This is a genomic window from Paraburkholderia sp. 35.1, assembly GCF_050436525.1.
In the GTDB taxonomy this organism is placed as follows: domain Bacteria; phylum Pseudomonadota; class Gammaproteobacteria; order Burkholderiales; family Burkholderiaceae; genus Paraburkholderia; species Paraburkholderia tuberum.
This window is the reverse complement of sequence record NZ_JBNDMJ010000003.1, coordinates 2891658-2904271: the sequence shown is the minus strand read 5'-3', so window position 1 is coordinate 2904271 and position 12614 is coordinate 2891658. Positions and strand designations below refer to the sequence as shown.

At 62.1% G+C, this 12614-nt stretch carries 12 protein-coding genes and 2 pseudogenes; 7 read left to right on the top strand and 7 right to left on the bottom strand.

Translation table 11 applies throughout. The annotated features are described in order from the left end of the window. Positions 1-148: 148 nt before the first annotated feature. Both tal and OKW27_RS33540 read left to right on the top strand, forming a co-directional pair. Positions 149-1102 carry a transaldolase gene (tal, locus tag OKW27_RS33545; protein ID WP_090805643.1) on the top strand — a complete coding sequence of 318 codons (954 nt, stop codon included), beginning with the start codon at positions 149-151 and terminating at the stop codon, positions 1100-1102. A 254-nt stretch (positions 1103-1356) separates the two neighbouring features. Then, on the top strand, positions 1357-1776 hold the full coding sequence (locus tag OKW27_RS33540) for a VOC family protein (RefSeq protein WP_090805641.1): 420 nt from the start codon (positions 1357-1359) through the stop codon (positions 1774-1776). A gap of 27 nt (positions 1777-1803) precedes the next feature. On the opposite strand, the gene OKW27_RS33535 is transcribed toward OKW27_RS33540, so the two are convergent. The 5 genes from OKW27_RS33535 to OKW27_RS33515 form a co-directional block, all read right to left on the bottom strand. Then, positions 1804-2928 carry an FUSC family protein gene (locus OKW27_RS33535; RefSeq protein WP_184059459.1) on the bottom strand — a complete coding sequence of 375 codons (1125 nt, stop codon included), beginning with the start codon at positions 2926-2928 and terminating at the stop codon, positions 1804-1806. Between the two features lie 128 nt (positions 2929-3056). Continuing rightward, positions 3057-4607 carry a monocarboxylate uptake permease MctP gene (gene mctP / locus OKW27_RS33530; protein WP_429335987.1) on the bottom strand — a complete coding sequence of 517 codons (1551 nt, stop codon included), beginning with the start codon at positions 4605-4607 and terminating at the stop codon, positions 3057-3059. After that, positions 4607-4846, bottom strand: a complete 240-nt coding sequence (locus tag OKW27_RS33525; RefSeq protein WP_429335986.1) for a DUF3311 domain-containing protein — start codon at positions 4844-4846, stop codon at positions 4607-4609. Before OKW27_RS33525 ends, mctP begins: the two co-directional genes overlap by 1 nt. A gap of 297 nt (positions 4847-5143) precedes the next feature. Continuing rightward, positions 5144-6109, bottom strand: coding sequence for a spermidine synthase (locus OKW27_RS33520; protein ID WP_429335985.1), 966 nt, complete (start codon positions 6107-6109; stop codon positions 5144-5146). Between the two features lie 72 nt (positions 6110-6181). After that, entirely contained in the window at positions 6182-6328 is a 147-nt protein-coding gene (locus tag OKW27_RS33515; RefSeq protein ID WP_429335984.1) for a hypothetical protein, read from the bottom strand. A gap of 125 nt (positions 6329-6453) precedes the next feature. Here OKW27_RS33515 and OKW27_RS33510 point away from each other — a divergent pair. Then, positions 6454-6747: pseudogene (locus tag OKW27_RS33510) on the top strand (OmpA/MotB family protein); the annotation flags it as partial. A 90-nt stretch (positions 6748-6837) separates the two neighbouring features. On the opposite strand, the gene OKW27_RS33505 reads toward OKW27_RS33510, so the two are convergent. Next, positions 6838-9078, bottom strand: a complete 2241-nt coding sequence (locus tag OKW27_RS33505) for an NADP-dependent isocitrate dehydrogenase (protein ID WP_429335983.1) — start codon at positions 9076-9078, stop codon at positions 6838-6840. A gap of 255 nt (positions 9079-9333) precedes the next feature. On the opposite strand from OKW27_RS33505, the pseudogene OKW27_RS33500 reads away from it, so the two are divergent. Continuing rightward, a pseudogene (locus OKW27_RS33500) lies at positions 9334-9765 on the top strand (SIR2 family NAD-dependent protein deacylase); the annotation flags it as partial. A gap of 80 nt (positions 9766-9845) precedes the next feature. On the opposite strand, the gene OKW27_RS33495 reads toward OKW27_RS33500, so the two are convergent. After that, positions 9846-10931, bottom strand: a complete 1086-nt coding sequence (locus OKW27_RS33495; RefSeq protein ID WP_429333246.1) for an IS630 family transposase — start codon at positions 10929-10931, stop codon at positions 9846-9848. A 109-nt stretch (positions 10932-11040) separates the two neighbouring features. On the opposite strand from OKW27_RS33495, the gene OKW27_RS33490 reads away from it, so the two are divergent. The 3 genes from OKW27_RS33490 to OKW27_RS33480 all read left to right on the top strand — a co-directional run bounded on the left by OKW27_RS33490 (position 11041) and on the right by OKW27_RS33480 (position 12550). Continuing rightward, on the top strand, positions 11041-11874 hold the full coding sequence (locus OKW27_RS33490) for an RNase A-like domain-containing protein (protein WP_429335982.1): 834 nt from the start codon (positions 11041-11043) through the stop codon (positions 11872-11874). Positions 11875-11883: 9 nt separating this feature from the next. After that, complete coding sequence (locus tag OKW27_RS33485; RefSeq protein WP_187611033.1) at positions 11884-12177, top strand: contact-dependent growth inhibition system immunity protein; 294 nt, start codon at positions 11884-11886, stop codon at positions 12175-12177. Between the two features lie 100 nt (positions 12178-12277). Further along, positions 12278-12550, top strand: coding sequence for a contact-dependent growth inhibition system immunity protein (locus OKW27_RS33480; protein WP_429335981.1), 273 nt, complete (start codon positions 12278-12280; stop codon positions 12548-12550). Positions 12551-12614 lie beyond the last annotated feature (64 nt).

The window sequence follows — 12614 nt, the reverse complement described above, 5'->3', positions numbered from 1 at the left end:
AGATGTATCCGGCAGCGTTTCCCAAGCCATCGTGGGACGCGCTGCGGCTTGACCCGCGGCCGCCGGCGCCGGCTGATTCCTCCTGCCGGCGCGGCGGCGTCCTCATTTCTCCTGAACCATGGCGCACACGCGCCCTGAAGGCCCGAACATGACAACCGCACTCGACCAACTCAAGCAATACACCACCGTGGTGGCCGACACCGGCGACTTCCAGCAGCTCGCGCAGTACAAGCCGCGCGATGCGACCACCAATCCGTCGCTGATTCTGAAGGCCGTGCAGAAAGACGACTACCGGCCGCTGCTCGAAAAGACCGTGAAGGCGCATGCGTCGAAGCCGCCCGGCGCGATCATCGACCAGTTGCTGATCGCCTTCGGCACCGAAATCCTGAAGATCATCCCGGGGCGGGTGTCGACCGAAGTCGACGCGCGCCTGTCGTTCGACGTCGAAGGCTCGATCGCGAAAGGCCGCGAGCTGATCGCGCTGTACAAGGAACACGGCATCGAGCGCGACCGCGTGCTGATCAAGCTCGCGTCGACGTGGGAAGGCGTGCGCGCGGCCGAGGTGCTGCAGAAGGAAGGCATCCACTGCAACATGACGCTGCTGTTCTCGCTCGTGCAGGCCGCCGCCGCCGCGGAAGCTGGCGCGCAGCTGATCTCGCCGTTCGTCGGCCGCATCTACGACTGGTACAAGAAGAACGCCGGCAGCGCGTGGGACGAAGCGAAAGACGGCGGCGCCAACGATCCGGGCGTCAAGTCGGTGCGCCACATCTACGCGTACTACAAGAAGTTCGGCTACAAGACCGAGGTGATGGGCGCGAGCTTTCGCACGACCTCGCAGATTCTGGAACTGGCCGGCTGCGATCTGTTGACGATCAGCCCCGACCTGCTGCAGAAACTGCACGAGAGCACCGACAAGGTCGAACGCAAGCTGTCGCCGGAGACATCGCACGACGCGGACATCGAGCGCGTGCCGGTCGACGAGAAGTCGTTCCGCTTCCTCCTCAACGACGAAGCGATGGCGACCGAGAAGCTCTCCGAAGGCATCCGCACGTTCGCCGCGGACGCGGTGAAGCTGGAAAAGCTGATCGACACGATGCGCTGAGGCGCCGGAGGCGGCGGGCGTGGCTGGCTGAGTGGCGCTCACGCTCGCCGCGCGGCTCCGCGCGAGTCCCATCCATGACAGGCGGCGCTGGACCTCACGGTTCAGCGCCGCTTCTCGTTTACGCTGCGTCGCCACCGGCGACATAGCGTCACGATCGACGCGCCGCCACCGACTACAATCGACTCCACGCCCCTCCCCGCCGCCGCTGGCGAGGAACGACGGCGCCCGCCCAACGCCTGACCATGGAGACGATCATGTACGTTCAGCCCTATGTGTTCTTCAACGGCCGTTGCCAGGAAGCGCTCGATTACTACACCGACAAGCTCGGCGCCCAGGTGACCTTCAAGATGCTGTTCAAGGAAGCGCCGCCGGACGCGCACAATCCGCCACGCCCCGAACTCGCCGACAAGATCATGCACGCGAGCGTGCAGTTGGGCTCGAGCACGTGGATGGCTTCCGACGGCAACTGCGATCCGGCGGCCGGCCCGTTCAATGGCTTCAGTCTGTCGCTGACCGTCGATGACGGCGCGTCGGCGGAAAAATGCTTCAACGCGCTCGCCGATGGCGGCCAGGTCGTGATGCCGTTCCAGCAAACGTTCTGGAGCAAGGGCTTCGGAATGGTGGTGGACCGCTTCGGCATGATGTGGATGGTCACACTGCCGCCGCAGGTTTGAGGCTTAGGGGCAGGCCAGCGCTAGCACCTACCTACCACGCGTCGCCCGCTCGTGCCGCTCGATGTTCCAGTTCGGCTCGGTCTCCAGCAATAGCGCGCGCAACCGGTCTACCTGCTCCGCGAGCCGCTGACCGAGCCAGTACGGCCCTTGCCAGTCGGGCGGCAACGCGGTGGCCACGTCGCCGTGCCCCTTCGCGAGCGGCGCCGCGGCCGGAATGCCAAAGCGCGACGGACGGCCAAAACGCAGCCCGCGCGCGGTGGACAACAGGATCGCCCGCACGGCGCGCACCTCGGCGCCGCAATGCGCTGCATAGGCGGTGCGCGCGGCGGCATCGGCGTTCATCAGCGGACCCGTGGCAAGCAGTTCCAGCGAGCTGAGCACCGAGCGATGCAGCCGCTGGATCTCCTCGAGCCTCGACTGCGGCACGTCGATTTCCTTCGCGACCGACGGCATCAGCGAGCGCAGTTGCACGAGCCGCTTGTTGATCCGCAGGAAGCGCTTGATCTGCTCCTCCTCGGTGATCGTTTCGCCGTCGAGCAGCCGCGCGTAGATGCCCGCGCATTCGCGCAGATTGGCGGCGAGGCCGTAGCGCCACGAATACGTCGCGTGCAGCGGAAACGCGAACGAAAACGCCAGCGCGATGACGATACCGATCAGCACGTTCAGCGTGCGCCACAGGCCGACGTCGATCAGATTGTCGCCGTGGCCCGCGACGATGCACATCGTGATGGCGGTCAGGAGCCCGATATAGCCGGACGAGCCAATCGCGAACCACGCGCAGATCGACGCGATGATCGCCTCCAGCACATAGGTGAGCGGCAGCGAACCGATGAAGTGCTGTTGCACGATCAACAGGAGCCCGATCGATGCCCCGAGCAGCGTGCCGGCCGCGCGTTCGGCCGCTTTCTTGCGGATATTGCCGTGATGCTGCAAGCCGCCGATCACGACCAGCAGCGTTACCGACGACCAGATGCCGTGCGGAATATCGATGCCGGTCGTCGCGAGAATCGACACCAGCATCGCGAGGCCGACGCGCAGGCTATGCAGCACCTTGGCGTGCCGGTAGCGGTAGTACGGCGACGTGACCGCGCGCACCATCCGGCTGAGCGCCGCGCGGCGGGAAATCAAAGTGGGAGTATCGGCAGCAGCCATGGCGGCGCGCGGCGAACGCGTGAAAGGACGGTTCCGCTATCCTGCCCTGGAGTGCCCCGCAAACACAAACGCCCGCCAACTTCCGTCGGCGGGCGTTGCGTGTTTCAGAACGTGATTTGCAGCTGGAATCAGCCTTCGACGATGTCCAGGTAGTCCTCCGGACGCGTACGGTCCTCGGCGCGCTGCATGCCCACCGCGCGCACGACCAGGCTCACGACGACCGACACCACGAGGTTCACGACCAGCGACCACACGGCCGCATAGCCCGGAATCGCCATGCCGAACAGATGGATCGTGAAGATCGAGCTCGCGAGGTTCAACGAAATCGCCATCCACGTGCCGGTCGCGATACCTGCCGCCCAGCCGAGCAACAGACCCCGGTAGTCGAGCACGCGCGTGTAGAGACCCAGCACGATCGCCGGCAGCGTCTGGATGATCCAGATCCCGCCGAGCAGTTGCAACTGGATCGCGTACGTGAGCGGCAGACCGAGAATGAACGCCACCGCGCCGACCTTGACGATCAGCGACACCAGCTTCGCGACGTTGGTCTCCTGCTCGTGCGTCATGTTGCGGTTGACGAACTCCTTGTGCACGTTGCGCGTGTACAGATTCGCCGCCGCGATCGACATGATCGCCGCCGGCACCAGCGCGCCGATACCGATCGCCGCGAACGCGACGCCGACGAACCACGACGGGAAGAAGTGCAGGAACAGCGCCGGCACCGCGAAGTTCGGGCCGAAGGCCTTGAAGTACGGCGCGAACTCCGGCATGTCCTTCACGCCGGCCGCGAGCGCCATGAAGCCGAGCAGCGCGAGCAGGCCGAGCACCAGCGAATACGCCGGCAGCAACGCCATGTTGCGGCGGATCGTGTTGCCCGACTTCGACGACAGCACCGCGGTGATCGAGTGCGGATACAGGAACAGCGCGAGCGCCGAACCCACCGCGAGCGTCGCGTACGCGCTATAGCCGTTCAGGCTCGACACGTCCGGCGACTTCAGCAGCAGCTTGGCCGGCGGGACCGCGCCGAAGATATGGCCGAAGCCGCCCAGCTGCGGCGGAATCACGATGATCGCGGCGAAGATCGTCACGTAGATCAGGATGTCCTTGACGACCGCGATCATGGCCGGCGCGCGCAGGCCCGACGTGTACGTGTAGGCCGCGAGGATCGCGAATGCGATGATCAGCGGCAGATCGCCGACGAAGCCGGTCGTGTCGAAACCGAGCGCGCCGATCACCACTTCGATACCGACCAGTTGCAGCGCGATGTACGGCATCGTCGCGACGATGCCGGTCACCGCGACGGCGAGCGCGAGCATGCGGCTGCCGTAGCGGGCCGACACGAAGTCCGCCGAGGTCACGTAGCCGTGCCGCTTCGCGACGCTCCACAGCTTCGGGAACACGACGAACGCGAACGGATAGATCAGGATCGTGTACGGCAGCGCGAAGAAGCCCGTTGCGCCCGCACCGAACACGAGCGCCGGCACCGCGATGAACGTGTAGGCGGTGTACAGGTCGCCGCCAAGCAGGAACCACGTGACGATCGTGCCGAAGCGCCGGCCGCCCAGACCCCACTCTTCGATATGCGCGAGATCGCCGCGCCGCCAGTGGGCCGCGACGAAGCCGAGAATCGTGACGCCGATGAAAAACAGAACGAAGACGAAAGTTGCAATGGGGTTCATTATTGCGCGCCCCCGTTCGTGCGACCCGTATAGCGGGACCTGGTCTTCGAATAGACGAACGCGGTGATGACCGCGCTGATCAGCACCCACAGCAGCTGATACCAGTAGAAGAACGGGAAATCGAACAGCTGCGGCTCGATCCGGTTGTAGGACGGCACCCAGATCATCGCGATCCACGGTAGCAGCAATAGCCAGAGCCAGTGCTTGCTGGCTTTCTTCACGTCGGGGTCGTGAGCCATGACGTCTCCTGTTTCCTATTTAGAATTTATCTGCCCGCGGTCGACGGGAGGTGGGACTCTGCGGGTGGTCGTCCCGCGCTCAGCCACGGGCTCCCCGAAAGCTTCGAAAGAGTATAGGAGTGGCGAACTCCCGGTCAAGCAGGGACGACCCGAGGCGCGTCGGCGTCCAACAACGCGACGAAGCGCCAACGATGCAGTCTGGATGACGTTGCGGCGTAGACGTGAAAAAAATACCGGAAGCAAAGCGGCCGTGCCGACCGCTACGCCGGTACGGCCGCTTCATTCTCCGTGCGCTGATCAGATCGCAAACGATGCGCCCGTCTGCCCCGTCGATTCGCGCAGGCCCTTGATCCATTTGCGCGCCGGCAAGCCGAGCTCGGCTTCGATCAGCTTCGCGCGCGCCTCTAGCGCGGTGAACGGCACGTCGAGCGCGGGGCCCGAGAAGGCGATCGCGATACGGTTGCCGTCGTGCACTTCGGGCAGCGCGACGACGCGACCGTCGAAGGCTTCGTTCAGACGCTTCATGTTGCGCACGAAGCTCGGATGATCGCCGAACAGATTCACCGTGACGATGCCCGCGTCGGTCAGACACGCACGTGCCGCACGGTAAAAGCCGACGCTGTCGAGTACTGGGCCGCGCGCGGTCGCGTCGTAGACGTCGATCTGCAGCGCGCCGATGGTGCCGTGGTTCGCGCTCTCGTTGACGAAGTCCCACGCGTCGCTTTCATGCACGCTCAGACGCGCGTCGTCGGGCGGCAGTTCGAACATCGTGCGCGCGGCCACGACGACCGCCGGATTCAGTTCGACGGCCTCGACCTTCGCGCTCTTCAGGAAGCGGTGCGCGAACTTGGTCAGCGACGCGGCGCCGAGCCCGAGCTGCACGATGCGCTTCGGCGTTTCGAGGAATAGCAGCCAGGCCATCATCTGCTGCGCGTATTCGAGTTCGATGTGATCGGGCTTGCGTAGACGCATCGCGCCTTGCACCCATTCCGTGCCGAAATGCAGGTAGCGCACGCCGCCCTCTTCGGAGAACGTCACCGGTGCGAAGCGCGGCTTGCGCGGCGCTTCGATTTGCGGCGCTTCGATTTGCGGCGCTTCGATTTGCGGCGCGTCGTGTGCGTCGTGCTCGACGGTGCCGCCCGCGTTGCGCGTGGATTTGGGCGCCTTTTTGTGGGCCATTTGCTGTTTACCGCCGATGGCTTGGGCGTCGCGGTTACGGAAAGCGCGCGCCTCGGCCGAAGCGCGCTTGATCAGATTCGTCATGTAGGGATGTCGCGCGACAGGCGCAATATTTTTGGTCGAACGAGAGCATAGCATTCGCTGCGGTTCGCTCATTCAAATCAACCGCTCACAAACGGCTTTCAACGAACTCACTTTTGCGGCCGCTGGGTCGCGACCAACCTGCGCCATTACGCCACGCGCAAACGATTCACGTGGCGCTTTATCGCCGTTTTCCGTCACCAGCCGCAGCTTGCAGCGCATTTCCTCCTGGTGCAGCGCCCGGCGAGATCATCTATTCCGAGGGCTACTCGGGTGAGCCCGTGGTCTTTCTGATCACGGAAGGCAAGGTCGAACTTTCCACTCGCTGCGACGACATGAAGGTCGTCGATTCGTTCGATGTACTCAACCCGATCGCGCAGGGACTGCAAAAGGATGCGACGGGGAATGTGCTCGTCGAGGGGCATACCGACAGTGTGCCGATTTCGACCGCGAAGTATGCGTCCAACTGGGAGCTGTCGTCGGCTCGCGCGGGCGCCGTGGTCAGGTATCTGGTCGAGCGCGGGATCGAGCCGCATCGGCTGGCCGCGATCGGACGGGCGGACAATTTTCCGCTGGTCGCCGGCAATGACGCGGCGGCAAGAGCGGCCAACCGGCGGGTCGCGATCGTCGTGCAGTATTGAACGCGTTCGCCGGTAGCATTGGCCGCCCTTCCCTGCTACGAGCCGCCCGCCGGCGGCTCGTCTTCACATCACCTCACTTCACGCATCACGTCATTCGACGCGTACCGCCCCGAGCGCCTCGTTCAGCGTGCGGCTCGGCCGCATCACCTCTTCGAGCTTGTTGAAGTCCGGCTTGTAATAGCCGCCGATGTCCGCCGGCGCGCCCTGCACCGACGCGAGCTCCGCCACGATCACCTGCTCGTTGGCGGTCAGCTGCGTCGCGAGCGGCGCGAACTGCGCGGCGAGCGCGGCGTCGTCCGTTTGCGCGGCCAGCTCCTGCGCCCAGTACATCGCCAGATAGAACTGGCTGCCGCGATTGTCGAGCTCGCCCGTCTTCGGGCTCGGGCTGCGATTGTTGTCGAGCAGCTTGCCGGTTGCGGTGTCGAGCGTCTTCGCGAGGATCTTCGCCCGGTTGTTGCCGGTCTTGATGCCCAGTTCTTCGAGCGACGCCGCGAGCGCGAGGAACTCGCCGAGCGAGTCCCAACGCAGATGGTTCTCTTCGACGAGCTGCTTCACATGCTTCGGCGCCGAACCACCCGCGCCGGTCTCGTACATGCCGCCGCCCGCCATCAACGGCACGATCGACAGCATCTTCGCGCTCGTGCCCAGCTCCATGATCGGGAACAGGTCGGTCAGATAATCGCGCAGGATGTTGCCGGTGACCGAGATAGTATCGAGCCCGCGCACGACGCGCTCGAGCGTGTAACGCATCGCGCGCACCTGCGACATGATCTGGATGTCGAGGTCCGTGGTGTCGTAATCCTTCAGGTAGGCCTCGACCTTCATGATCAGCTCCGCTTCGTGCGGGCGATAAGGGTCGAGCCAGAACACCGCGGGCATGCCGGAATTGCGCACGCGCGTGACCGCGAGCTTGACCCAATCGCGGATCGCCGCGTCCTTCACCTCGCACATGCGCCAGATGTCGCCCTGCTCGACGTTCTGCGTGAGCAGCACCTCGCCGCTAGCTAGATCGACGATGCGCGCCTCGCCGTCTTCCGGCACTTCGAAGGTCTTGTCGTGCGAGCCGTATTCTTCCGCCTTCTGCGCCATCAGGCCGACGTTCGGCACGGTGCCCATCGTGACCGGATCGAACGCGCCGTTGGTCTTGCAGAAGTTGATGATCTCCTGGTAGATGCGCGCGAACGTGCTCTCCGGGATCACCGCCTTGGTGTCTTTCGGACGGCCGTCGGCGCCCCACATCTTGCCGCCGAGGCGAATCATCGCCGGCATCGACGCATCGACGATCACGTCGTTCGGCGCGTGCAGGTTCGAGATGCCCTTCGCCGAATCGACCATCGCCAGTTCCGGACGATGCTCGTGGCATGCGTGCAGGTCGCGGATCACCTCCTCGCGCTGCGATTCCGGCAGCGTCTCGAGCTTCTCGTACAGATTGACGAGGCCGTTGTTGACGTTCACGCCAAGTTCCTCGAACAGCTTGCCGTGCTTCGCGAACGCGTCCTTGTAGAACACCTTCACCGCGTGGCCGAAGACGATCGGGTGCGAGATCTTCATCATCGTCGCCTTCACGTGCAGCGACAGCATCATGCCGGTCTTGCGCGCATCTTCCATCTGGTCTTCATAGAACGCTAGCAGCGCCTTCCTGCTCATGAACATGCTGTCGATGATCTCGCCGTCCTGCAGCGCGACCTTCGGCTTCAGCACGATCGTCTTGCCGTTCTTCGTGACGAGTTCCATCTTCACGTCGCGCGCGCGATCGAGCGTCATCGATTTTTCGCCGTGATAGAAGTCGCCGTGCCGCATGTGCGCGACGTGCGTGCGCGACGCCATGCTCCATTCGGCCATGCTGTGCGGATGCTTGCGGGCGTAGTTCTTCACCGCGGCCGGCGCGCGACGGTCCGAGTTGCCCTCGCGCAGCACCGGGTTCACCGCGCTGCCGAGACACTTCGAGTAGCGCTGACGGATCGCCTTCTGTTCGTCGGTCTTCGGATTTTCCGGATAGTCGGGCACCTTGTAGCCCTTCGCCTGCAGTTCCCTGATCGCGCTCGTCAGTTGCGGCACCGATGCGCTGATGTTGGGCAGCTTGATGATGTTGGTGTCGGGTAACGAGGTCAGGCGACCGAGTTCCGCGAGGTTGTCGGGCACCCGCTGCGCTTCGGTCAGAAACTCGGGAAACTCACCGAGGATGCGGCCCGCGACCGAGATGTCGCTGGTCTCGACCTCGATGCCGGCCGGCCTGGTGAAGGTCCGGATGATCGGCAGGAACGCGGCCGTCGCAAGCAGCGGCGCCTCGTCGGTGAGGGTGTAGATGATGGTCGGTTGCTGGGTCGTCATTGCTAGGCTCTGGGCGGGCGGTTGAGAGGCATCTCGCACGTGATACGGGCAGGATGCGCAAACGTCGATCAGGAAAACGACAACGCTAGGACACAAACGCTGTGCGTGGCGGATGGCGACGCGGGGCCCTGGAACGCCAAAGCGGAACGATTAAGCGAACACGGCGGACTGCGTCGCGCAGCGGGTCGCACGGTTGGATTCTGCCTCATTTTTGGGCTGCCAGGAGAATTCGGAATGTGAACAACGGGAGCACGCATGGACACGGCAGAGCAAATGATGATCGCGGCTGACTGGATACGCGAAGCCGACGGCATTCTGATCACGGCAGGCGCAGGCATGGGCGTCGATTCCGGACTACCCGACTTTCGAGGCGATCACGGATTCTGGGCGGCTTATCCGGCGTTGAAGACCGGCGGAATCAATTTCCATGATATTGCCAATGGAACAGCCTTCCTGCGTGATCCGGTCCGCGCATGGGGTTTCTACGGCCATCGGCTCAACCTGGACCGGCGCGCCGTCCCGCACGCGGGTTTCGAGAGCTTGCGCCGCTGGGCATCGGCGAAAAGAAGCGGCGGGTTCGTATTCACCAGCAATGTCGATGGCCAGTTCCAGAAGGCCGGCTTCGCCGACGATCGCCTGTTCGAATGCCACGGATCGATCCATTTCCTGCAATGCGGACAGTCCTGCAGTACGCCTGAATAAATCAGAACCCGAATTTTCATCCGTCGCCCATTCCTCTCCCTGTTGTCGCCTGCTAGTGGTCTGCGTCAAACGGATTGCATCTTATTCAGCTTGGTGCGGGCACGCGTGACTTTCGCCAGAATGTCGGAAGCTTTAGCGGTCCAGATGAAGGGTTTTGGATCACCATTGTGCTTTTCAATGTACTGCTCGATCGTGCTGACCAACTCGGGTACCGAGCGAAAGGCTGACCGCCGTAGCTGGTTCTCGGACAGATCACGAAAGAAGCGTTCGACCATATTGAGCCAGGAAGCGCTGGTGGGCGTGAAATGCATGTGAAATCGTGGGTGCTTGGCCAGCCACGCCTTCACCTCGGGATGCTTATGAGTGGCGTAGTTGTCGGCAATCAAATGTAGTTCCTTACCCTTGGGGGTGCTGCGATCGATCTTGCGCAGGAAGCCCAGCCATTCTTGATGACGATGCTTCGTCTGGCACTGGCCAATGATGCTGCCATCGAGCGTGTTCATCGCGGCGAACAACGTCGTCACACCATTGCGCTTGTAATCGTGCGTCATCGTCTGACCTCGACCTCGCTTCATCGGCAAGCCAGGCTGGGTCCGGTCCAGAGCCTGAATCTGGGACTTCTCGTCACAACTGAACACCAGTGCGTGCTCAGGTGGATCGAGATAAAGGCCGACGATGTCCTCCAGCTTCTCGGCAAAGTGCTTGTCGTTCGAGACTTTGAAGGTTTCTATCCGATGCGGCTTGAGTCCATGCGCCTGCCAGATGCGCCTCACGCTCGCCTCGCTGACGCCGGCCACTGCCGCCATGCTGCGCGTACTCCAATGCGTCGCGTTATCGGGACGCTGCTGCATGGTCATCGCCACGATGGCCTTGACCTTGCGCGCAGAGATCTTCGGCTTGCGCCCGGGTCGCGTCTCGTCCCGCTCGATCCCCGCCACACCGTCCGCGATGAAGCGCGCTCGCCAGCGCGCCACCGTGCCTCGCCAGATACCCAACTGCACACCGATCTCTTTGTCTGTGTGGCCCAGTGCCGCGAGCAATATCATCTTGGCACGCTCGGCCAGTCGTACCGGAACCCTCCGCCCAGCCGCCCACGTTTCCAATTGTTTGCGCTGGCCTTCGCTCAGCTCAACTTTTGCCGCGATTCTCATGGGTTCTCCCTCATCACCTGGAAGGAGACTCGCAAATCGCGATTAAGTTGCATTATTTACGACGCACTACACTAGCGTGGCAGTCCCGACAGCTACGGAGAGGTTCGGAATGTCGTATCAACAGGATGCGGACGGCGTGCGCGTGGCGCTCAGCGCGCCGCAACTGGCGGCGGTACTGGCAAGGCAGTCAATCACCCAGACCGAAACGCTTTCCAACCGGCTATGGGGCGGGTTGCAAATCGTCGGTGGCGTGCTGGAAATGGTCGGCGCAAGTGCGTTGTGTGTGATCCCGGAACCGACCATGCTCACCAAGGCAGGGTGTGTCGTGTTCGGCGTACATGGTTCTGATACGGCGACGGCTGGTTTGCGTCAGGTCTGGTCGGGCCAGGACACGGCCACATTGACCCAGCAGGGCACGACGAAGCTGGCCGAGGCAATGAAGGCAAGTCCTGACATGGCCAACAATATCGGCCTGTCACTTGACATGGTCGTGCCGTTCAGCTTTGCCGGGTCAATCAAGGCGGTGCGGGCTGCGCGTATCACGATGGGCGAGATCAACCTGAACATGCATGAAGCGAAGACGCTTCGCGGGGTTGGCGGGCATACACTTTTGAAGCATGTGGGAAAGGATGAGGCCTGGTTGCGACAAAGACTGAAAGATGAGCCACGGATAAAAGCGGCGACATCATTTAAAGACCAGAAGACTGCCGAGAAAGCCATTTCGGAAGTGATGATGGGCGAAACTTCCCGCATCAGATCTTGGTCCCAGTCTACGACGAGTGCTCCGTTGCGTTTAACAAGGCACATATCTGGGGACGTGGGTTACGGGGTTGTCAGGAAGACAGGACAATTTGCGAAAGGAAACAAGGTTTTGGTGGTACTTAAGCGGGAGATATACAATGGAATGCCCTATTACGTCCTGACGGCATTCATCGACTTATGAGACGCAGTTATGAATGAAAATCCGCTGTACCCCGAACTAAACCAGCTCTTTGGTGTGTACCTTAACGAGGATTTTTCGTACTGGGGTAACACCATCAAAGTGATCGTAGGTTGCTACAGAAGAGATAGTTCACAAGAGAGTTTAAAGAACATACTTGCTGAAATTGAAAACTTCGAGAGAGAGAACTTTAGCAATCTGGACGATGCATTCGAAGAGGCGTATGGCTCCCAGTTCGGCCCGGAGTTGTGGGGTTACACCACTGCTTCCTTCCTTGACGAATTGAAGCGGCTACTGAGTGAGTAGGCAATTGCTCGGGACAGACTATAAAGAAGGCCCGCCATTGTCGCGGGCATTTTCACGCACGCGCCCCTCAACACGCAGACAGGGAGTGAAGGCTTATCGTATGGTTGACGGTGAGGAATATGGCAATCTGACGGGGTTGATTCGCTCTCGTTTCCACGAAGATTTTGACCTTTTCGGAAACTCAGTAGAAGAACTCGTTTCTTCCTATACCGACAAAATGTCAACGACTGACATTGACGCGCTCATGTCTGACATAGATTCATTCAAAGCCGACTATCCAGAGACGTTGGACTCTGCGTTCAAGGAGCGGTTTGGCCGCCAGTTCGATCCTGTTTTGTGGGCTACACAACGGCTTCCCTCCTTGATGAAGTAAAACGGTTACTGAGTGAGTAGGCAACTGCTCAGGACCGGACCCGCGACGAGAGACTGACGTCAGT

Coding starts and splice junctions, on each gene's coding strand:
- tal (WP_090805643.1), top strand. CDS start 149: ATGACAACCGCACTCGACCAACTCAAGCAATACACCACCGTGGTGGCC.
- OKW27_RS33540 (WP_090805641.1), top strand. CDS start 1,357: ATGTACGTTCAGCCCTATGTGTTCTTCAACGGCCGTTGCCAGGAAGCG.
- OKW27_RS33535 (WP_184059459.1), bottom strand. CDS start 2,928: ATGGCTGCTGCCGATACTCCCACTTTGATTTCCCGCCGCGCGGCGCTC.
- mctP (WP_429335987.1), bottom strand. CDS start 4,607: ATGAACCCCATTGCAACTTTCGTCTTCGTTCTGTTTTTCATCGGCGTC.
- OKW27_RS33525 (WP_429335986.1), bottom strand. CDS start 4,846: ATGGCTCACGACCCCGACGTGAAGAAAGCCAGCAAGCACTGGCTCTGG.
- OKW27_RS33520 (WP_429335985.1), bottom strand. CDS start 6,109: ATGACGAATCTGATCAAGCGCGCTTCGGCCGAGGCGCGCGCTTTCCGT.
- OKW27_RS33515 (WP_429335984.1), bottom strand. CDS start 6,328: ATGCGCTGCAAGCTGCGGCTGGTGACGGAAAACGGCGATAAAGCGCCA.
- OKW27_RS33505 (WP_429335983.1), bottom strand. CDS start 9,078: ATGACGACCCAGCAACCGACCATCATCTACACCCTCACCGACGAGGCG.
- OKW27_RS33495 (WP_429333246.1), bottom strand. CDS start 10,931: ATGAGAATCGCGGCAAAAGTTGAGCTGAGCGAAGGCCAGCGCAAACAA.
- OKW27_RS33490 (WP_429335982.1), top strand. CDS start 11,041: ATGTCGTATCAACAGGATGCGGACGGCGTGCGCGTGGCGCTCAGCGCG.
- OKW27_RS33485 (WP_187611033.1), top strand. CDS start 11,884: ATGAATGAAAATCCGCTGTACCCCGAACTAAACCAGCTCTTTGGTGTG.
- OKW27_RS33480 (WP_429335981.1), top strand. CDS start 12,278: ATGGTTGACGGTGAGGAATATGGCAATCTGACGGGGTTGATTCGCTCT.